Source organism: Pseudomonas sp. D1-36 (genome assembly GCF_051132205.1).
Lineage (GTDB): Bacteria > Pseudomonadota > Gammaproteobacteria > Pseudomonadales > Pseudomonadaceae > Aquipseudomonas.
The window spans coordinates 1,950,275-1,969,938 of record NZ_CP071674.1; the positions used below are offsets into that span (position 1 = coordinate 1,950,275).

Genomic DNA, 19,664 nt, shown 5'->3' on the forward strand with positions numbered 1-19,664 from the left:
CATTTAGCCGATTTGAATCACGCAGCTTACCGACAGCCCTGCGCTCTGCTAAAATGCGCCGCCTTATCCGTCTGTAGGCTGCACCGTGCCATTTACCTGGGTTGACTGGGCGATCGTTGCGATCGTCGCCATCTCCGCATTGATCAGTCTGAGTCGCGGCTTCGTCAAGGAAGCGCTCTCGCTGCTGACCTGGATCATCGCGGGAGTCGTGGCCTGGATGTTTGGTGGCTCGCTGTCCCAGTACCTCGCCGGATACATCGAAACACCCTCGGCCCGCGTGATCGCGGGCTGTGCCATCTTGTTTATCGCCACCTTGCTGGTGGGCGCAATGATCAATTATCTGATCGGCGAACTGATTCGCGTCACCGGGCTTTCCGGGACGGACCGGTTCCTGGGCATGGCTTTCGGCGCGGCGCGTGGCGCCTTGCTGGTGGTCGTGGCCGTCGGGCTGTTGAGCCTGGGGCCGGTACAGCAGGATACGTGGTGGCAGGAGTCCCGGCTCGTGCCACAATTTCTATTGGTCGCAGACTGGTCCAAGAACCTGATCCTGGGTTGGAGCAGTCAGTGGCTTGCCAGCGGTATCAGCGTACCCGCTGAAATACCGTTCAAGGAACAGCTCTTGCCGATGGCCAAAACGCCGCAGTGAGTGTTGTTCAGTTCAGATCCATTAAGTAGGGGTTGCGTCGCATGTGTGGCATCGTCGGTATCGTCGGTAAGTCGAACGTCAATCAGGCGCTGTATGACGCGCTAACCGTGCTCCAGCACCGCGGCCAGGACGCTGCCGGTATCGTGACCAGCCATGACGGCCGGTTATTCCTGCGCAAGGACAATGGCCTGGTGCGCGACGTGTTCCATCAGCGTCACATGCAGCGCCTCGTCGGGCATATGGGCATCGGCCATGTGCGTTACCCGACAGCGGGTAGCTCGACTTCGGCCGAAGCCCAGCCGTTCTATGTCAACTCGCCGTACGGCATCACGTTGGCGCACAACGGCAACCTGACCAATGTCGAGCAACTGGCCAAGGAGATCTACGAATCTGACTTGCGCCACGTCAACACCAGTTCCGACTCGGAAGTGATGCTCAACGTCTTCGCTCACGAGCTGGCCCAGCGCGGCAAGCTGCAGCCGACCGAAGAAGACGTGTTCGCCGCCGTGACCGACGTGCACAACCGTTGCGTGGGTGGCTACTCGGTGGTGGCGATGATCACCGGCTACGGCATCGTCGGTTTCCGCGACCCGCACGGTATTCGTCCGATCGTGTTCGGCCAGCGTCACACCGACGAAGGCGTCGAGTACATGATCGCCTCCGAGAGCGTGTCCCTGGACGTGCTTGGTTTCACCCTGATTCGCGACCTGGCCCCGGGCGAAGCGGTCTACATCACTGAAGACGGCAAGTTGTTCACCCGCCAGTGCGCGACCAACCCGAGCCTGACGCCGTGTATCTTCGAGCACGTCTACCTGGCCCGTCCGGACTCGATCATTGACGGTATCTCGGTCTACAAGGCGCGCCTGCGCATGGGCGAGAAGCTCGCCGACAAGATCCTGCGCGAGCGTCCGGACCATGACATCGACGTGGTCATCCCGATCCCGGACACCAGCCGCACCGCGGCCCTGGAGCTGGCGAACCACTTGGGCGTGAAGTTCCGCGAAGGCTTCGTGAAGAACCGCTACATTGGCCGCACCTTCATCATGCCGGGTCAGGCTGCACGGAAAAAATCCGTACGCCAGAAGCTCAACGCCATTGAACTGGAATTCCGCGGCAAGAACGTGATGCTGGTGGACGATTCCATCGTGCGCGGTACCACCTGCAAGCAGATCATCCAGATGGCCCGCGAAGCCGGCGCCAAGAATGTCTACTTCTGCTCGGCGGCCCCGGCCGTGCGCTACCCGAACGTCTACGGCATCGATATGCCGAGTGCCCATGAGCTGATCGCTCATAACCGCACGACCCAGGAAGTGGCCGACCTGATCGGCGCCGACTGGCTGATCTACCAGGACTTGCCGGACCTCATCGAAGCGGTGGGTGGCGGCAAGATCAAGATCGAGCAGTTCGATTGTGCGGTATTCGACGGCAAGTACGTCACCGGCGACATCGACGAGGCCTACCTGAATCGGATCGAGAACGCGCGTAACGATGCGTCAAAGGCCAAGACGCAGGCGGTCAGCGCGATCATCGATCTGTACAACAACTGAGTCACGAACCGGCCCCGAGGGGCCGGTTTGCGTTTAACCGATTACAGGAGTGGCAGCATGAGTCAGGATTGGGATGCCGGTCGGCTGGACAGCGACCTTGAAGGCGTAGCGTTCGATACCCTGGCGGTTCGCGCGGGCCAGCACCGGACACCGGAAGCCGAACATGGCGATCCGATGTTCTTCACCTCCAGCTACGTGTTCCGCACGGCCGCCGATGCCGCGGCGCGCTTTGCCGGGGAAGTGCCGGGCAACGTCTACTCGCGTTACACCAACCCGACCGTGCGGGCTTTCGAGGAGCGTATCGCCGCCCTGGAAGGCGCCGAGCAGGCCGTGGCAACTGCCACCGGTATGGCCGCGATCATGGCGGTGGTGATGAGCCTGTGCAGCGCCGGCGATCATGTGCTGGTGTCGCGCAGCGTCTTCGGCTCGACCATCAGCCTGTTCGAAAAGTACTTCAAGCGTTTCGGCGTGGAAGTCGATTACGTGCCCCTGGCGGACCTGTCCGGTTGGGATGCCGCGATCAAGGCCAATACCAAGCTGCTTTTCGTCGAGTCGCCGTCCAATCCGCTGGCTGAGCTGGTGGACATCGCCGCGCTGGCGGAAATTGCCCATGCCAAGGGCGCCATGCTGGTGGTCGACAACTGCTTCTGCACACCGGCGCTGCAACAGCCGCTCAAGCTGGGCGCGGACGTGGTGGTGCATTCGGCCACCAAGTTCATCGACGGCCAAGGTCGTTGCATGGGCGGTGTCGTTGCTGGTCGTGGCGAGCAAATGAAAGAGGTCGTGGGCTTCTTGCGCACCGCTGGGCCGACCCTCAGCCCGTTCAATGCCTGGATCTTCCTCAAAGGCCTGGAAACCCTCGGCCTACGGATGAAGGCTCATTGCGCCAATGCCCAGGCCCTGGCCGAGTGGCTGGAGCAGCAGGACGGTATCGAGAAAGTGCATTACGCCGGCCTCAAGAGCCATCCGCAACACGAACTGGCCTTGCGTCAGCAGCGCGGTTTCGGCGCGGTGGTGAGCTTCGAGGTCAAGGGCGGCAAGGAGGGCGCCTGGCGTTTCATTGACGCGACCCGGTTGATCTCCATCACTGCCAACCTCGGTGACAGCAAAACCACCATTACCCACCCGAGCACCACCTCCCACGGTCGCCTGTCGCCCCAGGAGCGTGAATCGGCGGGTATCCGTGACAGCCTGATCCGCGTGGCGGTCGGCCTGGAAGACGTGGCGGACCTGCAAGCCGACCTGGCCCGCGGGTTGGCGGCCTTGTGATCGAGCTGGCTACGCCGCCGAGCGGTACTCATGGCCGGGTAGCCCTGGTGACGGGCGCCGCGCGGGGTATCGGCCTTGGGATTGCCGCCTGGCTGATCTGTGAAGGTTGGCAGGTGGTTCTCACCGACCTGGACCGCGAGCGCGGTTCCAAGGTGGCGAAAACTTTGGGTGACAATGCCTGGTTCATCGCCATGGATGTGTCGGACGAGGCCCAGGTTGCCACCGCTATCGCTGAAGTGCTCGGCCAGTTCGGGCGGCTCGACGCGCTGGTGTGCAACGCCGCCATCGCCGACCCGCACAACATCACCCTGGAAAGCCTGGACCTGGCGCATTGGAACCGGGTCTTGGCGGTGAACCTGGGTGGGCCGATGCTGCTGGCCAAGCACTGCGCACCTTACCTGCGTGCCCACAACGGGGCCATCGTCAACCTGGCCTCGACCCGCGCCGCGCAGTCGGAACCGGACACCGAGGCCTATGCGGCCAGCAAAGGAGGCTTGCTGGCCCTGACTCATGCCCTGGCGATCAGTCTAGGGCCGGAGATTCGGGTCAACGCCGTCAGCCCTGGTTGGATCGACGCGCGAGACCCATCGCAACGTCGAGCGCAGCCGCTCACCGATGCCGATCACGCCCAGCATCCGGCGGGCAGGGTGGGTACGGTGGAGGACGTGGCGGCGATGGTGGCATGGCTGCTTTCGCGCAACGCCGGTTTTGTCACGGGGCAGGAGTTCGTGGTGGATGGCGGCATGACCAAGAAAATGATTTATGAGTAAGGAGCAGCTGCAAGCGGCAAGTTTCAAGCTGCAAGCAGCGTGGTGCGGGTCCGGTGCTTTTTACTTGTAGCTTGGCACTTGTCGCTTGAAACTGTTTCTGAAAAAAATCCAACCCTGCTATTGACTTAGCTTCGGTACCTGCGTAAATTTCGCGGCCTCAACGCAGCAAAGGGTGATTAGCTCAGCCGGGAGAGCGTCTGCCTTACAAGCAGAATGTCGGCGGTTCGATCCCGTCATCACCCACCATGTTTCTTGAGAGTCTTGCGAAAGCAAGATGGAAGCTGTCAAAAGCATCCACCGACGCGCAGCGGTAGTTCAGTCGGTTAGAATACCGGCCTGTCACGCCGGGGGTCGCGGGTTCGAGTCCCGTCCGCTGCGCCATATTTTCCGAAGCAGGTTCGCCTGGTTCGAGATCCAAGCCCGCGGGTTTGGATCAGACGAGTTTAATGGACGCAAGTCCACAGCGATACGCAGCGGTAGTTCAGTCGGTTAGAATACCGGCCTGTCACGCCGGGGGTCGCGGGTTCGAGTCCCGTCCGCTGCGCCATATCTGCTTCGAGGCCCACTGAACGCCTTGAAGCTAAGAAGAAAGCTGAAGAGCTTCTTCCAATCGATAGCAAAGACCCTGGTCGAAAGACCGGGGTTTTTTGTGTCTGGCTGAACAGTATTGGGCCTACAACCGTGGCGAGGGAGCTTGCTCCCCCTGGGCTGCAAAGCAGCCCTTGTGTCGGCCGCTTCAGAACCCCAACCGATCCCGCAACCCGTAATACCAAGCCCCCATCGCTGCAAACGGGGTGCGCAGCAATTGACCGCCGGGGAAGGGGTAGTGCGGCAGGTCCGCAAACGCGTCGAAACGCTCTGCTTGCCCTCGCAATGCCTCTGCCAGTACCTTGCCCGCCAAATGCGTATACGTCACGCCATGACCACTGCAGCCTTGGGAATAATAAATGTTATCCCCCAGCCGCCCGACTTGCGGAAGACGCGACAGAGTCAGTAGGAAATTTCCGGTCCAGGCGTAATCGATCTTCACATCCTTGAGCTGCGGGAACGCTTTGAGCATCTTCGGCCGAATGATCGCTTCAATGTTGGCCGGATCCCTTGCGCCATACACCACGCCACCACCGAAAATCAGGCGCTTGTCACCCGTCAGCCGGTAGTAGTCGAGCAGGTAGTTGCAATCTTCGACGCAGTAATCCTGAGGCAGCAGGCGATGGGCCAACTCGTCCCCCAGCGGCTCAGTGGCGATCACCTGCGTACCGCAAGGCATCGACTTGGCCGCCAACTCCGGCACCAGATTGCCCAGGTAAGCATTGCCCGCCACGATAATGAATTTGGCCCTGACCTTGCCCTGCGGCGTATGCACGACCGGACTGGCACCGCGCTCGATGCGCACCGCCGGCGACTGCTCGTAGATCACACCACCCAGTGACTCCACCGCCGCCGCTTCGCCCAGCGCCAGATTGAGCGGGTGGATATGCCCGCCGCTCATATCCAACATGCCGCCGACATACTCCTCGCAAGCCACCACCTCGCGAATACGCCGCTGATCCAGCAACTCCAGCTGTGTATGACCGAAACGCTCCCATAAACGCTTCTGCGACTCCAGGTGCCCCATCTGTTTAGTGGTGAGGGCCGCGAATACACCGCCTTCCTTCAGATCGCACTGGATCTGATACTTAGCCACCCGCTCACGGATGATCCGCCCACCCTCGAACGCCATGTTGCCGAGCAACTGCGCTTGCTGTGGACCGACGCTGCGCTCGATCACATCGATGTCGCGGCTGTAGCTGTTGACGATCTGCCCACCGTTGCGACCCGAAGCGCCGAAGCCGACCTTCGCCGCCTCGACGATCGTCACTTTAAAACCGTGCTCCAGCAGAAACAGCGCGGAAGACAACCCCGTGTATCCCGCACCGATCACGCAGACATCGGTTTCGACATCATCCTGCAGGGCAGGGCGCGACGGCGTCGCATTGGCCGATGCGGCGTAATAGGACGCTGGGTAGGATGTGTTCGCCATTCTGGAACCTCTGTTTTATATTTTTTACGAATGCAGCGATCCTACCCGAGATAAAAATCCGCCGCCAGCCACCACAAAATCCTTGTCGCTTCGGCGCAATTAAATATTTTGCATATTCATAGGCTTAGGTGAAAAAAAGGTGTTGACACCCCTTTGGAATTCCGTAGAATGCCGCCTCACAGCAGGCACGTAGCTCAGTTGGTTAGAGCACCACCTTGACATGGTGGGGGTCGTTGGTTCGAGTCCAATCGCGCCTACCAAACAAAATCCGCTCTGCTGGGCGGTCTAGAAGGGCTCACCGAAAGGTGGGCCCTTTTTTGTTGCCGCTCTTTACGGCTGGGTTTGTTCCCTTTCCAATCAGCGAACTTCGAATACATAGGGATATGGTCATGCGAGTTGTCACTCTCGTAACGCTTTTTGGTGTCGTACTTGCGGGTTGTTCTGGAATTCCTTCAGTTCCATACGAAGAGCCTGCTCAATCCGAGGCAATTGCGCGTGTTCGTGTCATCACCAACTCCGATGTGTACGGCGATAGCATCGTTGGCAGTTGTGCTCCTGCTACACGGCACAAGATGGCTCAGGCCGGACGTTTCGGGCGTGACGGGACGGCGAACATCAACTATCCGCAGTACCCTCTTAATTCGGCAAGCATTGGCATGCCGAAACGAGTTTCGCCTACTCTTGCCCAGTACATCCCTGCCATTCGGATGGGCGAAGGGGCATACAAAGAGGTCGTAGCCGAGTATCGCGTCAGGGCTGACCTTCCATTTCAACTTGCGACCCTGGGCGCGACCATAGGTGGCAATGGCAGCACTTACTGGTCCTGCGGTGGCCAGGCACTCGTTTATAAGCTGGAGCCAGGGAAGGATTACGAGGCTTTGGTTGGGGTGGGCACCAGGCCAAACAAAGATGGCGAGCAAGCGCTTCTCTGCGTGTTAGCGGTTCTCGAAGTTACCACTTTGCCTGGAACCTCAATTGTGATTCCCCGAAAGTTGGAGCCTGCAGCGCCTCCGCAGGTGGTTTGCAAAAACTGACGAGCTCAGCCGGCTGCCGAAATCCCCCTAGGAAAAAAGACGAAAAAGGGGACAGATTTACTTTCGCTGCGCTGTGAGTTCCGTCAAATGGATTCGCTTGGTTGGATCAGGAGCCGGCTAGAAGATAAACTCGGCCCATGTCCCGCTTTTCCTATCAAATGGTTTTCGCGTGCTCGCGGATGATTAATCTGCCTTCACCGTAAAAGGGGCTGAATCCGCTGATGTCTTTACCATCCACGAACCCGACTGTCTGAACGAACTCGCCGATGCATAGGTATCTTCCATAAACTGGAAATAAATCATCTTGCCGTCACGTACCTTGGCATGGATGGAAAACGGCGATGTGAATACGTGTCCCACTGCCACGGATCGGTAGGTGAACTTGCCGAAAACCGCAACATCCTCACCGGATGCCATTTTAGTGCTGATGATGAAGTCTTCAATCTTCCAATAATCCGATACCTGCATGAATAAGGAACTAAAGGCTTTCGGGCCCTTGTTAGTTCCGGTCCAGGGCATGATTTTTTTTAATTCTGGATTGTCGAAGTTGAGAGAAACGTAAGTTGCGTCCGGAGCTGCCAGCTTCGCTGCAGCGGCTTCAACCTTATCGGGCGCGGTATTGGCCAGAAATTCCATGACTACCGATAGCGCAGCAGCAGCCTTCGCTTCGCTAGTGGACGGTGCCGCCACAGCGTTAGCAGTCGAAGCGTCAGGTGACAAATTGGTCTCAGACATGGTCATGTGCATTCTCCGTTTTTAACTATTGTTTGCAGTACGTTGGGGGGACGGGGCGATGGAGGACTGGCTCTTGGATTTCCTCGACACAGGGTAGCGGCGGCTGCTCGAGCCGCCGCTACTGTCCACCCGAAGGTGAGGCCGGTCTTAGTTGGCGCCTTTTGCGACGGGTTTCTCCGGGTTGAACCCGTCATAACTTTGGAAAACTTCCATGAAGCCCGGGACGGTTTCCTTACGAGCCCAATCGCGCTGGAACTCGCAGTACAACTGGACGCGGCTGGTCATCTTGCCGCCGGCTTGCTCAATACGACGGAGCCCAGCCTCGTGGGCCGCCACCGAGGTACCGCCCACTGCGTCCACGGGGACATATACTTCGTAGCCTTCCAGAAGCGCATCAAGCGCAGGGAACGCCAAGCACACCTCTGTCCACAGCGCGGTCACGATAAGTTTGCGACGCCCGAGCGCTTTAACAGCCTGTTTGAATTCGACATCTTCCCAAGCATTCACGGTGGTGCGGTCGTAGATCGGAAGGTGACCGAGGACGTCCTGCAATTGCTCAATCGGTGGTTTGTTGAGGCCGGACGAGACATTCACCGTCGTATGAACGACTGGAACGCCATAACTCACCGCCGCTTTTGCAAGGCTGGTGATGTTAAAGACCAATTCCTCGCGCGGCATCGAGCGGATGGAGGAGACCTGAATCGGCTGATAATCAATGATCAGAAGTGCTGAGTTCTGAGGCGTGATGAGATGGTCGGTATGTGGATTACGCATCGTTTCGCTTGTCATGGATAGCTATCCTTGTTGGGTGAAATGGAAGATCAGCTCATGCCTGTTTTCTTTAGGCGAAGCCGGTCCAAACTCGACATACATATGTCGAATGCCTTGGAGTGCTTTAGCTTTTTTAAGGGGCGGGTCGCGGTTTGGATCCGTGCGGCTCAGGGTGTAGCGATCAGGTAAAGCGAGGCTTTATGCGGGGCGCATCGGGCGGTATAGCCCCAGGCTCGACAGTGCGAGCCCCAGAACCCAGAACAGTGGGCCCGACAGGCCGGGCCACATCGAAACATAGCCGGGAAAGAGCATGTAAAAGATGAAACCGAGATCGACCACGCTGATGACCAAGAGGTTGATCCACCACCCGCGAACGTCGTTACGCCAGTTCAAGACGACTGCGACGATGAGCGCGATAATTGAAAGCCAGAAGAGATTCCAGGCGTCCTGCAGCACGCGCCCCCGAGGCATGCCTTCAGCCATGGATTGGCCGAGCTGATAGATGGACCAAGCGGCATTGACGTGTAGCAGAGCCCAGATGATGTACGCCAAAGCGCCCGCTTGGGCGAGTCGAGAAGTGGTGTTCGCGGCGACGTTCGGATGTGGCATGAGAGTCCTAGGAATATGGCGCTAGCAGTGGACGTAACGGTCTGACCGAGGGCAAACAACGAAGCCCCCTGAATCGTGAATTGCCGACGTGCCTTGCGACGGCAGAAATCGAACTGCGGCAAAAGTACGCCAGTTCCAGTTCTCGAAAAACTACCAATCCAAGGATTGACTGTTCTCGTTTGGAGCACAATCGGGAAATATTCAATAAACGGGCTGTCAGTTGATTCCTGATGCTGCGGCACGCACAATCCGCCAATGGCTGACCGATTCGAAGATATGCGGGCGTTTGTTGCTGTCGTCTCAGCCGGCGGGTTTGCTGCGGGCGCGGAACGCCTCGGCATCGTCAAGTCGGCGGTGAGTCGCCGAGTTCGGGACCTCGAGGACAGGCTTGGGGCGCGGCTATTTGACCGGACGACGCGCCGTGTCCAGCTCACGGAAGCGGGCCGTGATTTTCATGATCGCGCCGTCGAGTTGCTTGCGGGGCTTGAAGAGGCCGAGGAAGCCGCTTCGAGCGCAAGCAAGGCGTTGAGGGGGCGTATCCGTATCGCCGCTCCGGTCTCATTCACAGCGCACTGCCTGGCACCGGCAATAGGCCAGTTTCTGAACCGCCATCCCGCAGTCTCGGTCTCCATCGACACCGATGATCGAACGGTCGATCTGATACGCAACGGCTTCGATCTCGCGATCCGCATCGCGCGGCTTCCAGACTCATCTCTCGTGGCTCGGCGGCTCGTTACCATCCGGCACGTGTGCGTCGCCAGTCCGGCACTTCTAGAGCGCCTCGGGACACCGCAAAGTCCCGTTGAATTGTCGCGCTTTCCGGGCGTGACTTATTCTAATGTCGAGGACGCTCACTATTGGAAATTCACCGGCAACGTCGTGCCATCAGTGACCAGCCGGCTCGACTTCGCCAACGGCGATGCCATTCGCGAAGCGGCCATCGCAGGGCTTGGCGTAGCGGTACTTCCAACCTTCATCGCCCATGACGCGGTACGGCGCGGAGCGCTTTCTATTGTGCTCGCGCAATATATGCGACCACCAATCGCAATGTATGCGGTGCATCCGTCAATGCGTAATCAAACCGCGCGAGCGCGGGCATTCATCGACTTTCTTGTCGATACGTTTGGCGGTGAGCCATTCTGGGATCGGGATCTGCTTGACAGTTAGGTTTGGAGAAAAGGGGACACAGAAAAAGGCAGAAAGGGGACGACAGAAAAGACTACAGATTTATTTTAGCTTCGCTGCATTACGAGTCGCTATTAATCGATTAGCTTGGATCAACGGCTGCACGGCTAGAAAATAAATCCGACCCCTTTTGTCGGGGTGGGCACCAGGCCAAACAAAGAGGCGAGCAAGCGCTTCTCTGCGTGTTAGCGGTTCTCGAAGTTACCACTTTGCCTGGTACTTCAATTGTGATCCCCCGAAAGTTAGAGCCTGCAGCGCCTCCGCAGGTGGTTTGCAAAAACTGATGAGCTCAGCCGGCTGCCGAATCCCCCAGAACGGCTCACCGCCAAACGTATCGACAAGAAAATCGATGAATGCCGGCGCTCGCGCGGTTGAGATCAATGCTGGAGTCTTTAATCTAATTAGGCTGAGGTTTAGCACTGGCAAGTCGACGAGAGACGCTGAGGGTTCTTGGATGGGCGAGCATAATTTCTCGAGTCAGGTTTGACCTATGAACTCGTTTTTGGCACCTCTGATGGCGCTCGCCCTGGTGGGCCGGCAGCTGAAGCTACCAAAGAGCCGCTTCAGGCTCAAAACGGCTCTTCAGGGACGGTAGCTTTTGCCTGGGCAATCATTTCGCATATAGGCTTGGTGCTGACACAGCTAATGACCTGTGGATCAGCTTTTCGTTTTTATGGCGCGATGATTGATCTTATAAATGGCGTGTAGGAATTGGTTAGCTTAGTGAAGTGTACGAGGTGCCGGGGCTCGCTACGGTAAATCTGGAATCATTTGTCATGCTACTTAGATTGTCCCATAAGATCTCAGCATTCGCGCCAAGCTTTTCTTTGCGACGATAAATATTAATTTCTAACGCTATATCAAAATCGGCAGTGCCCGCCCGAACCAAATCTTTCCTTTCCAGATCGTTCCGAACGATCTCCAAAGGAAGCCATGCAACGCCTAATCCGGTTATCGCCATAGAACGAAGACCATCGGCCAGAGAGCTATCATGAATTTTACGAAGTGCTGGTAAGTTTGGAGCGACTTTTAACATTTTTTCAAGCGCCCAACTTAAAGAGCAATCCTGGCGGTAATGAAGATATGAGATTTCACCTCTAGGTGAACCAATGCTATTTAGAGGTTCTCCTAGCAAATTAGGTGCGCTCACAGGAACTAGCCACTCGCGGCCAATTTTCAAGCATTCGAGTTCCCCTAGTGGTAATGTTTTATTAAGATGTTCGTTAATGCCATTATGTTTGTCATCAAAAGCGACGACAAAATCCACTGAGCGATTGGTTAGTTGCTTGAAACATTCAGGAAGATTGGCGAAGTCTATGGAAAAACGAGTGGCCTCTAACTGCTTGCTCGCCCTCGGCAACCAAGCCGGAAAAAACGCTCTCGACATGATATGTGGCGCAACAATAGAAATTTGCCGCCTGAACTTCTCTTGGGTACGGATAACCGAGTTTCTCGTTTTTTCTAACAGCTCTACAATTTCGACAGCAGCGATATGGAACTCGGCACCCGCATCGGTAAGCTCTAGCTGGTGACGTGCACGATCAAACAACGAAGCACCTAACCATTCCTCTAAAGCGGTGATCCTACGGCTCAAGCCAGAGGTTGTTACATTGCAATGTATCGAGGCTTGGGAAAAGCTTCGAACGCGGGCCAGCACAATAAAATCCTTTAAGGTCCGAAAATCCGTCATGTTGCTGATCTCGCAATTTTTTGGTGGTCGTATCATGACATGCGCAACCCAGGGTCTGAAAGTCAAAAAAAACCCTCTGGCATGAGGTTTTATCAAAAAACCTTGCTTAATCCGCAACGTGCGAAAGTGGCAAACTGATAAAACGTCAAGGCCCAGCCGACGCCGATACTGACAAGGTACTAGTCAGCCTACCGGCACAGTCGATTAGAGGGTATCTGGCCATTTGACAGGGAAGTAATATGAATAATCCACAGAACACTCTTATCTTAGGGTGCGCATCCACGGGCGCAAAATTTACGCCTCGCAACCATTATCTTACTGGGGATCAGCTTCTCGACTCTATTTGTACAGGCATGACTATTAAGGGAGGCCAAGACGCCATCGTTAACGAAGCAATCGAACTTTATGATCTCGGGTGCCGTTACTATCACTATCATGCTCGAAACCCGATCACGCAGGAGCAAACCACCGATAATGATATCTATCAGGCGGTGAGCCGAAATGTACAGCGCTCCTGCAAAGACATTCTATTGAGCTTCGGGGCTAGTCGCAACGGTAAAGAGGTTCAAGAAAACATCAGGGCTTTTGGGGAATGGGAACGGGTTAGCCAATGTGCTTTGCCTTTACATTTCGGCGGAGCTCATTTCGTCACCATCCAAGCCGCGATAGAACTGCAGATCATATGTGAGTTGGAAAAGAAAACGCAAAAACTCGACTTTGAATATATGTACAGCTCTGCTTTTCTTGACGATATAAAAAAATACGTGCCGTCTGCCCGTGTTGTACAGGCGACCATGGGAACAAACTCCACGAGTAAGGGGGCTGACTACGGTAGTACTTCACAGCACAACGTCAAAGGCCTCTCGGCGTACCAGAAAATGCCGGAGCTTTTCAATGACTGATGTAAACGGTGTGCACCCAAAAGCCAGTTATCGCTGGGTTATTCTTCTGATCGCCACGGTGGCCCAAGCGAGCGCCTGTTTCTTTGTACAAGGTATCGGTGCTATTGCTATTTTCATCCAGCAGGATTGGAACCTGTCCACGATGCAAATAGGATTATTGGTCTCAGCTGCACAGTTAGTTCCCATTCTCGGCTTGCTAGTTGCTGGGGAGTTGTTGGACAGATTTGAAGAGCGCAAAGTTGTAGGTGTGGGAACTTTAATCGTTGCGGTTGCACTTTGCGCATCAACGCTTGCTAGCAGTTACCTGTCATTGCTTATGTTTTTGATTGTGGTCGGTGCTGGCTACAGCACCGCGCAACCAGGCGGCAGCAAATCCGTTTCTAGCTGGTTTCCAAAAAGCCAGTTAGGATTTGCTATGGGTATCCGCCAGGCTGGCTTGCCTTTGGGTGGTGCGCTTTCAGCGGCGATACTCCCCTACATTGCCACCCATTGGGGGTGGCAGTACTCCTTTTTAGCGGGGGGACTTGTTGCGCTGTTTGGAACTCTGACTTTTTTAAGTTTTTATCGGTCTGCCAATGCTAACAAGCCCCCGCCGGTGAAAGCTGAAGGAAAGCAATTAAAAGCAGTTTTGGCTTCGAGATTATCCATGCTAAACGATCCTGCGATGAAGAATATTATGTTCTCGGGGGTTAGCCTTATTTCGGTCCAGTATGGGATTTTGATATTCACCGCACTTTATCTTTATGATTTGCTCGATTTGAGCATCACTGCCGCTGCCACATTGCTGTTGATTGCCCAGGGAGCGGGCATAGCGGGGCGTATCATCTTGGCTGCATGGAGTGATCGCTGTAGATCGGGCCGCTATTTCCCTGTGTTGATCTGTATGCTCGCAGTTATTTTTGGCTTGATCATTCTCGCTTGGGCTCCTATGCGTTCTTTCTGGATGTTGAGCGTATTAGTCGGCTGGCTCGGATTCTTCGGTTTTGGCTGGTATGGTCCTTGGGTAGCCTACGTTGCTGATTCTGCACCACCGGATAAGACTGGATTCGCATTAGGTTTAGCCATGGCGATAAATCAAGTTGCGATTGTCATAATGCCACCCGCATTGGGTTTCCTGAAGGACTTGTCTCATAGTTATCTGCCAGGGTGGAGCGTATTAATAATCATGACTCTAACCGCACTGGTTTGCACAGCCTGGAGCACATTTGGCCTCTCGAAATCACCGTCGCTGAGTAATAAGTAGCCGTTGGCTTTTTGAACCATTGCTAGGAAAGGGTCGAGCTTGAATACTCTCAAATATCTAAGTCATTCAGAGCTTTATGCATTAGCAGAACGCTCCCATTCCGTTCGTGACGTCTGCATTTGCACGAAAAAGGCACTGGTAGGGTGGGAAAGTCCTCTGATTTCCCTGCCGGAGACGTTATTAGTCGATATTGGTACGCTCATGTATGACGTCGAGGAAGAAATGACACTCATTGAGTATCATCCGAGCAATACTAATTACTGGTCGTTGGATGCTCCGATTGCACCGCTCTACTTTCCCTACAATCTATGCAAGATTTCTGAGTGCTCTATTTGCGGTCGCTGTTTCTTACGCTACACCGAGAGGGGGGCCTACCATATCGAGAACAGGATTCGTAGCCTGGACCCCTCCTTAATCATTAGTGCTCCTCTACCTCAGGTAGTTGAGGCTTCTTCATCATCTATGACATGAGCCTTGATGGCGCGAATGGCCGCCATGTAACCGCTGGTTCCGATGCCGACCTGACCCCAATATCCACATTCATAGCGATATCCCAGCTTCCAGCACCGTTCTTTGCCAAGCCGATCATCATCAGTCCAAGCCACTCCAGCGACTGGGCCACTTGCAAGCCACCGACATCCAACGGACGCAGGCCGAGGCTCGTGAGAAGGGCTGAAACGAGCGCCTTGGGGTTCGCATCGTCCGTCGCGATAAACGCGTCCAGACGTTCATTCTTCGCAAGGACGTGGCCGGACAGGGTATTGAACGCCTTGACGACATGTGAGTTGGCCGGGGATCATCCGCGACATCGTCTTCACTGGGAAAAAGACCTACGGCCAATTCCTAAAATCGGAGGAGGGAATCTGCTCAACATCGTCATGTGGAGCGCCAAGCACTATTCGCAATCGTACGTGCGCCCGGGCTCCAGGCTTTTTGAACAGTTGAGCCTAAATCCCGTACAGGCGATCGAAGAGGTGAAGACGCTATTGCGTAGGGGTGGATGTATTTTTCCGGCGACTAACGAATGAGCAGACGGCAAATAGCCATATTCCGCAGGATAGTGATCCCCGCCGCTTGGGTGTCCGGGCTTACGACGATAGGACTCTTGTGGGGCATGATACGGTTTTCGCCCGATAAGCTTACAGTCGAAGGCCGTCAGCTCTTGCTGGCTTCTTTTTCTATTTTTTTCCTCGCCACAGGGTATCTGATACGGCGCAAGAGACGAGCAAAAGCACTTGTAGCATCCATCAATTTAAAAGAAGGCTTGAGCCTGGACGATACTCAGCTGCTCGGCTATCCCAGCCCCCTGTTTTTCGTCTTTGACGTCTCTAACAAAAAACTCGCTCAATGCCAAAGCACCGCCGGCGATTATCAAATTCGAGACTTCATGTGGGTGACGGGCTGGCATTTTGAGTGGCAACGGATCGACAGCAGGGTGACAGGCGGAGTCCTTCAAATAGTCGATGGGGCAGGCATGAGCGTTCCAGCCGACGAAATTCGGCGCAGATACATAAAGTTCTCGCTAATCCTGACGGTTGCCGATACGAGTCATCCTCTCTTGCGTTTTCCAATGAACCGGAGCGCAGCTGAAGGGTGGTGTAGCCGGTGTAATGTATTTTTCACGTGCTGAATACGGGAACGTGGGCCGATTTATTTAGCTGCGCTGAAGCCGTTTTTGGCTAGTTCAAGGAAGAGTATGAATACGCCCCAGCGGAAACAGGCTCCCTCGCCACGGGGATGGGTTGTTCTTGGCGGATACTGAGCCCGGTCAAGGCATCATAGAGCGTTTATTAGGACAGCAGGCAGGGCTGCGGCGTAATGCCGCTTGCCTCAACAGTCTCCTATATCGAGCCTTCCCCTTTTCCGAACGACCTCTTCCAGGATGCGGGCCCAAGGCATGCCGCTTGACGAGCAACAGAAAGAAGTTGAGCGGAGGTGTCCTGGCCTGATCGCTCATCCACTCGTCGCAGACATAGCACTTCCTGCCCAAGCAAGCCCTCTCAAATGTATGCGCAGAACTGCGCCGCAGACAGGAGAGAGATTATGGTGATTGACAATAACGGTCCGGAAGCGCCATACCCAGGGCCAAGTGAGGAAGCGCCTGACACAGGCAAAGGACATGGATCTGGTCTCGATCAGGCTGAGTCTGAGCCAAAGCAGGGCACTGGCGAGAGGCCAGAGGATTGGAATCCGCCGCCTGGGAACCCCGGATCCGACCAGGATGCCCAGACGAATCGTGGCAACGGCGGTGCGAAGTAAGCTACAGCGGATGCTGATGATTCCATGGAACCCGGCCACGGAGCCGGGTTTTTATCATCTGACGGGTGGACGATTGATTTGGCGTAGTCACTGAGCGAAGGTCAGCCAGTTGAAACTTCCGCCGTTACGAGACGATCTCCTAAACATCATTGAACAGGAGATCAGTCATGAAGTGCTATCTGTGCGCGATGGAAGCGAAGCGGTCCGAAGCGGATCAAAGTGGAGAGCTTGTCGACTGCGGTGACTGCGGCACCTACAAAATTTCAAGTCTTGTGCTCAAAGAGTTGGAGAACAAGAAGTTCGATTATTCTAAAATGCGCGATGACCTTCACCGTCAGCGGCAGTTTAATGCTACTTCTGTCGCCGAGATCAACACAGAGACGGCCATCTGGGCTTGAGTGGCGCGCTCTTCGATGCTTATGCGCGCTTTCGGCTAGCAGGTGGTATAGGCCGCAACGCTAAAGGCCTCGAACCACCCTGAAAGAAGCGTCCATGACATGCCAAAGAAACAGCCAGATAACAAAACGACAGCAAGCGCTGCCGAAATCGAGCGATCTATCCAGGCGCTCAACAAGATGGCTGAGCGCCTGTGGGGAGATGGCCGGGAAGCTGAAGCACAGGCGCTGTTAAAGGCTCTGGATGCGTTAAACCTCGCCCTTGATCGTATAAGAATCGGGGAAAGCCGTAGAGTGCTCCATTGAAGGCCTGATGTGATGCCGGGCTACTTTGTTTTATCGTCAGGCGTGAGTCGCTCGTTCAAGCACCTCGTCCGCCCATTGGTTCAGGCTTTACCCGCCAATAGCTCCTTTCTTCGTGCGTTCCGACTCAATCAACATCCTGCCCCAACACCCACTCACTGAAAGCCCTCACCTCAACCTGCCGCTCCCGCCCCGGTACGCACACCACCGTATATCGCGCACCCGCCAAGCGAATCTCAGGCTGATAACCAACCAGTTGCCCGCGTGCAACCGCTTCCGCAACCAGCACATTACTGGCAAGCACCAGCCCATGCCCGGCGACCGCTGCCTGCAGAGCGTGCTGTTCCTCGTCATAGCGGCGCAGGCGCGCGTTTTGCAGCCAACCCAGGGTGCCGGACTTGGCGCACCATGCAGCCCAGTCCACCGTGACGTTTGTGCTGCTCAGCCAGGGGACGTCAATCAGTTCGATGGGCGAGCCCGCTGCGGGTGGTTGCCAGTCGGGGTGGCAATACGCGCCGAAATATTCTTCCAGTAGAGGTTGCTCGAGCAGTTGAGGATCCGAGGTGAAGAGGGCGCGGATCGCCAGGTCGATGCTGGCGTCACGTCGCAGGTCGATCACGTCGTTGCTGCTGTGCAGCCTGAGGTCGATCTCAGGATGTCTTCGATGAAAATCTCCGAGCCGAGGTATCAGCCACAGGCTGGCGAACGCTGGCGTTGTGCTCACCACCAGCGATTGTGCGGTACATGATGGCGATAGCGTTTGCAGGCCATGTTGGATATCGAGCAGCGCGCGGTGCATGTAGGGCTGGAGGCGTTCGCCGTCCGCGCTCAGCCGCACATTTTGACTGGAACGCTCGAACAGTCGCACGCCGAGAAACGCTTCAAGGCTTTTGACCTGATGGGAGATCGCCGCCGGGCTGACGTTCAGTTCCTGGGCCGCCGCCTTGAAGCTGCCCAGCCGTGCGGCGGATTCGAAGCCGCGCAAGGCGGTAAGGGGTAGTTTGGCGAACATGGGCGGGGAAGTTACTCAGGTTGAGCGAGGCTCAATTTAGCTCAATTGTGGGCCGGCGCTCAACTTGCCAGGCTGTGGTTCCCGTCCGCCATTCGTGGAGACAATCGATGCAAGGCGCCTCTCGCAAAATTCTTCAGGCCGTGCTCTATGAGGCCGGTGGTGTGCTTTTTGTCGCGCCATCCCTCGCGCTTATCTATGAGCAGGGAATGGGCTATTCAACCCTGCTGTCCTTGGTGATTTCCGCCGTTGCGCTGGGCTGGAACATGCTTTTCAACGGCCTGTTCGAATGGTGGGAGCGTCGTCAACCCAACCGCCATCGCAACTGGCGGCGCCGACTGCTTCATTCCCTTGGGTTCGAGGGCGGCTTGACCCTGATTCTGACGCCGGTAATTGGAGCCTGGTTGGGTATCGGCCTGTGGTTGGCGCTGGTGACGAATCTTGGATTATTTGTGTTTTTCTTTTTTTATTCGCTGGGTTTTCAGTTGATATTTGATCGAGTGTTCGATGTGCCACTTTCGGCGCAGTCAGATCAGGGATCTACGGCGCAGTCCGCTCAGCACATGGCCGGAACACCCCAGCACTGTCGCGCATCTACCGAAAAACGCACAATCGGAGTGCTCGGCAGTGGATGTGTACAGGATCGAGTTCGAGAACGACCGTTGGACACTTTATAAATCCCATGGCTACAAACCGATCCGCCAAGCGGACAGCCAAGGCGAGTTGATCGATCATGTTCTTGCCTTGACGCAGGGAGAGGGTGTCGTGGTTCGGTTCATTGCAGACGGCGGTATACGCGAGGTGAGATTGGGGGATGTGCAGGGGGACGAACCGCGTTCTGATTGAAGTGCCAGCGCCATGGTCTGCCCAACCCCATATCAATGAGCGAGAGGGCACACCAATGGCCGACGAGGAAGGGAAAAGGGGACGGTTTTTTTTGCCGCTGCTGTAAAACTTCGATGTAGGAGATTTCTGAAAATGTCCTCAAGCGCGCTAATCAGGCCCACCCTGGCGACCCGCAACACACAGCGTCTGATCGATCAAGTCGGATAGTGGTTATTCGAGTCGAAATCCATCCTGAATTGCGGGCTGATATCGAGTTGGCACTCGCAGCCCATCCTTTTGCACTAAGACCGGATAATTAAAGTTTTTACCGTCTGCATGGTTAGCAAAGGTCAGACACTTCCCAGTTACATGGGGTGTGATCAGCCATATCACGAGCCGGCAGCGGCTCGATCCGGCCAACTTCGCCATATTCATATCGCTCTACCACCCCA

General features: G+C 55.8%; 18 protein-coding genes, 4 tRNA genes and 1 pseudogene. 17 read left to right on the forward strand and 6 right to left on the reverse strand.

Going from position 1 to position 19,664, the window contains the following annotated elements; genetic code table 11:
- The first annotated feature begins 85 nt into the window (after nucleotides 1-85).
- The 7 genes from J3P76_RS08750 to J3P76_RS08780 all read left to right on the forward strand — a co-directional run bounded on the left by J3P76_RS08750 (nucleotide 86) and on the right by J3P76_RS08780 (nucleotide 4,779).
- Complete coding sequence (locus tag J3P76_RS08750) at nucleotides 86-646, forward strand: CvpA family protein (protein ID WP_039593931.1); 561 nt, start codon at nucleotides 86-88, stop codon at nucleotides 644-646.
- 41 nt (nucleotides 647-687) lie between these two features.
- The gene (gene purF / locus J3P76_RS08755) at nucleotides 688-2,193 is read left to right on the forward strand and encodes an amidophosphoribosyltransferase (RefSeq protein WP_305495814.1); all 1,506 of its coding nucleotides are present in this window, start codon (nucleotides 688-690) and stop codon (nucleotides 2,191-2,193) included.
- 57 nt (nucleotides 2,194-2,250) lie between these two features.
- Nucleotides 2,251-3,462 carry an O-succinylhomoserine sulfhydrylase gene (locus tag J3P76_RS08760; protein WP_039593929.1) on the forward strand — a complete coding sequence of 404 codons (1,212 nt, stop codon included), beginning with the start codon at nucleotides 2,251-2,253 and terminating at the stop codon, nucleotides 3,460-3,462.
- Nucleotides 3,459-4,232, forward strand: a complete 774-nt coding sequence (locus tag J3P76_RS08765) for an SDR family oxidoreductase (protein WP_434648356.1) — start codon at nucleotides 3,459-3,461, stop codon at nucleotides 4,230-4,232. The genes J3P76_RS08760 and J3P76_RS08765 overlap by 4 nt, the downstream gene beginning before the upstream one ends.
- Before the next feature lie 170 nt (nucleotides 4,233-4,402).
- Nucleotides 4,403-4,478: transfer RNA gene (locus tag J3P76_RS08770), tRNA-Val, on the forward strand.
- A gap of 58 nt (nucleotides 4,479-4,536) precedes the next feature.
- Nucleotides 4,537-4,613, forward strand: a tRNA-Asp gene (locus J3P76_RS08775).
- Nucleotides 4,614-4,702: 89 nt separating this feature from the next.
- Nucleotides 4,703-4,779, forward strand: a tRNA-Asp gene (locus tag J3P76_RS08780).
- A 189-nt stretch (nucleotides 4,780-4,968) separates the two neighbouring features.
- Here the strand turns inward: J3P76_RS08780 and J3P76_RS08785 are convergent.
- Complete coding sequence (locus tag J3P76_RS08785) at nucleotides 4,969-6,252, reverse strand: NAD(P)/FAD-dependent oxidoreductase (protein WP_434606868.1); 1,284 nt, start codon at nucleotides 6,250-6,252, stop codon at nucleotides 4,969-4,971.
- A 183-nt stretch (nucleotides 6,253-6,435) separates the two neighbouring features.
- Between J3P76_RS08785 and J3P76_RS08790 the strand changes: the two genes are divergently transcribed.
- Nucleotides 6,436-6,512 (forward strand) — tRNA-Val (locus tag J3P76_RS08790).
- Between the two features lie 129 nt (nucleotides 6,513-6,641).
- Nucleotides 6,642-7,286: a hypothetical protein gene (locus tag J3P76_RS08795; protein ID WP_434701760.1), complete on the forward strand. Its 645-nt coding sequence runs from the start codon at nucleotides 6,642-6,644 to the stop codon at nucleotides 7,284-7,286.
- 183 nt (nucleotides 7,287-7,469) lie between these two features.
- Here the strand turns inward: J3P76_RS08795 and J3P76_RS08800 are convergent, their stop codons facing one another.
- From J3P76_RS08800 to J3P76_RS08810, 3 genes are all read right to left on the reverse strand, one after another.
- Nucleotides 7,470-8,027, reverse strand: coding sequence for a nuclear transport factor 2 family protein (locus J3P76_RS08800; protein WP_434701761.1), 558 nt, complete (start codon nucleotides 8,025-8,027; stop codon nucleotides 7,470-7,472).
- A gap of 141 nt (nucleotides 8,028-8,168) precedes the next feature.
- Nucleotides 8,169-8,810 carry a hydrolase gene (locus J3P76_RS08805; protein ID WP_434559751.1) on the reverse strand — a complete coding sequence of 214 codons (642 nt, stop codon included), beginning with the start codon at nucleotides 8,808-8,810 and terminating at the stop codon, nucleotides 8,169-8,171.
- A 180-nt stretch (nucleotides 8,811-8,990) separates the two neighbouring features.
- Nucleotides 8,991-9,401: a hypothetical protein gene (locus tag J3P76_RS08810; protein ID WP_434559749.1), complete on the reverse strand. Its 411-nt coding sequence runs from the start codon at nucleotides 9,399-9,401 to the stop codon at nucleotides 8,991-8,993.
- Nucleotides 9,402-9,656: 255 nt separating this feature from the next.
- Here J3P76_RS08810 and J3P76_RS08815 point away from each other — a divergent pair, with 255 nt between their 5' ends.
- Both J3P76_RS08815 and J3P76_RS08820 read left to right on the forward strand, forming a co-directional pair.
- Nucleotides 9,657-10,568 carry a LysR family transcriptional regulator gene (locus J3P76_RS08815; protein ID WP_434701763.1) on the forward strand — a complete coding sequence of 304 codons (912 nt, stop codon included), beginning with the start codon at nucleotides 9,657-9,659 and terminating at the stop codon, nucleotides 10,566-10,568.
- Between the two features lie 501 nt (nucleotides 10,569-11,069).
- Nucleotides 11,070-11,294: a hypothetical protein gene (locus J3P76_RS08820; protein WP_434606740.1), complete on the forward strand. Its 225-nt coding sequence runs from the start codon at nucleotides 11,070-11,072 to the stop codon at nucleotides 11,292-11,294.
- Nucleotides 11,295-11,301: 7 nt separating this feature from the next.
- Here J3P76_RS08820 and J3P76_RS08825 read toward each other — a convergent pair whose 3' ends face one another.
- Complete coding sequence (locus J3P76_RS08825; protein ID WP_434559745.1) at nucleotides 11,302-12,276, reverse strand: LysR family transcriptional regulator; 975 nt, start codon at nucleotides 12,274-12,276, stop codon at nucleotides 11,302-11,304.
- A gap of 239 nt (nucleotides 12,277-12,515) precedes the next feature.
- Between J3P76_RS08825 and J3P76_RS08830 the strand changes: the two genes are divergently transcribed.
- From J3P76_RS08830 to J3P76_RS08850, 5 genes are all read left to right on the forward strand, one after another.
- Nucleotides 12,516-13,178 (forward strand): 3-keto-5-aminohexanoate cleavage protein, encoded by a 663-nt coding sequence (locus tag J3P76_RS08830; protein WP_434701765.1) that lies wholly within the window; start codon nucleotides 12,516-12,518, stop codon nucleotides 13,176-13,178.
- Nucleotides 13,171-14,421, forward strand: coding sequence for an MFS transporter (locus J3P76_RS08835; RefSeq protein ID WP_434701766.1), 1,251 nt, complete (start codon nucleotides 13,171-13,173; stop codon nucleotides 14,419-14,421). The genes J3P76_RS08830 and J3P76_RS08835 overlap by 8 nt, the downstream gene beginning before the upstream one ends.
- Nucleotides 14,422-15,445: 1,024 nt before the next feature.
- Nucleotides 15,446-16,051 carry a hypothetical protein gene (locus tag J3P76_RS08840; RefSeq protein WP_434559737.1) on the forward strand — a complete coding sequence of 202 codons (606 nt, stop codon included), beginning with the start codon at nucleotides 15,446-15,448 and terminating at the stop codon, nucleotides 16,049-16,051.
- Between the two features lie 796 nt (nucleotides 16,052-16,847).
- On the forward strand, nucleotides 16,848-17,078 hold the full coding sequence (locus J3P76_RS08845; protein WP_420765760.1) for a hypothetical protein: 231 nt from the start codon (nucleotides 16,848-16,850) through the stop codon (nucleotides 17,076-17,078).
- A 99-nt stretch (nucleotides 17,079-17,177) separates the two neighbouring features.
- Nucleotides 17,178-17,381 (forward strand): hypothetical protein, encoded by a 204-nt coding sequence (locus J3P76_RS08850; protein WP_434676554.1) that lies wholly within the window; start codon nucleotides 17,178-17,180, stop codon nucleotides 17,379-17,381.
- A 124-nt stretch (nucleotides 17,382-17,505) separates the two neighbouring features.
- Here the strand turns inward: J3P76_RS08850 and J3P76_RS08855 are convergent, their stop codons facing one another.
- Complete coding sequence (locus tag J3P76_RS08855; RefSeq protein WP_434701767.1) at nucleotides 17,506-18,390, reverse strand: LysR substrate-binding domain-containing protein; 885 nt, start codon at nucleotides 18,388-18,390, stop codon at nucleotides 17,506-17,508.
- Between the two features lie 107 nt (nucleotides 18,391-18,497).
- Here J3P76_RS08855 and J3P76_RS08860 point away from each other — a divergent pair.
- Nucleotides 18,498-18,914 (forward strand): annotated as a pseudogene (locus J3P76_RS08860) (PACE efflux transporter); the annotation flags it as partial.
- Nucleotides 18,915-19,664: the final 750 nt, after the last annotated feature.

What these genes read in the sequence shown, in the direction of transcription:
- J3P76_RS08840 (WP_434559737.1), top strand. Translation starts at nt 15,446, where the DNA reads ATGAGCAGACGGCAAATAGCCATATTCCGCAGGATAGTGATCCCCGCC.
- J3P76_RS08805 (WP_434559751.1), bottom strand. Translation starts at nt 8,810, where the DNA reads ATGACAAGCGAAACGATGCGTAATCCACATACCGACCATCTCATCACG.
- J3P76_RS08855 (WP_434701767.1), bottom strand. Translation starts at nt 18,390, where the DNA reads ATGTTCGCCAAACTACCCCTTACCGCCTTGCGCGGCTTCGAATCCGCC.
- J3P76_RS08830 (WP_434701765.1), top strand. Translation starts at nt 12,516, where the DNA reads ATGAATAATCCACAGAACACTCTTATCTTAGGGTGCGCATCCACGGGC.
- purF (WP_305495814.1), top strand. Translation starts at nt 688, where the DNA reads ATGTGTGGCATCGTCGGTATCGTCGGTAAGTCGAACGTCAATCAGGCG.
- J3P76_RS08845 (WP_420765760.1), top strand. Translation starts at nt 16,848, where the DNA reads ATGAAGTGCTATCTGTGCGCGATGGAAGCGAAGCGGTCCGAAGCGGAT.
- J3P76_RS08795 (WP_434701760.1), top strand. Translation starts at nt 6,642, where the DNA reads ATGCGAGTTGTCACTCTCGTAACGCTTTTTGGTGTCGTACTTGCGGGT.
- J3P76_RS08815 (WP_434701763.1), top strand. Translation starts at nt 9,657, where the DNA reads ATGGCTGACCGATTCGAAGATATGCGGGCGTTTGTTGCTGTCGTCTCA.
- J3P76_RS08785 (WP_434606868.1), bottom strand. Translation starts at nt 6,252, where the DNA reads ATGGCGAACACATCCTACCCAGCGTCCTATTACGCCGCATCGGCCAAT.
- J3P76_RS08825 (WP_434559745.1), bottom strand. Translation starts at nt 12,276, where the DNA reads ATGACGGATTTTCGGACCTTAAAGGATTTTATTGTGCTGGCCCGCGTT.
- J3P76_RS08800 (WP_434701761.1), bottom strand. Translation starts at nt 8,027, where the DNA reads ATGACCATGTCTGAGACCAATTTGTCACCTGACGCTTCGACTGCTAAC.
- J3P76_RS08850 (WP_434676554.1), top strand. Translation starts at nt 17,178, where the DNA reads ATGCCAAAGAAACAGCCAGATAACAAAACGACAGCAAGCGCTGCCGAA.
- J3P76_RS08835 (WP_434701766.1), top strand. Translation starts at nt 13,171, where the DNA reads ATGACTGATGTAAACGGTGTGCACCCAAAAGCCAGTTATCGCTGGGTT.
- J3P76_RS08810 (WP_434559749.1), bottom strand. Translation starts at nt 9,401, where the DNA reads ATGCCACATCCGAACGTCGCCGCGAACACCACTTCTCGACTCGCCCAA.
- J3P76_RS08760 (WP_039593929.1), top strand. Translation starts at nt 2,251, where the DNA reads ATGAGTCAGGATTGGGATGCCGGTCGGCTGGACAGCGACCTTGAAGGC.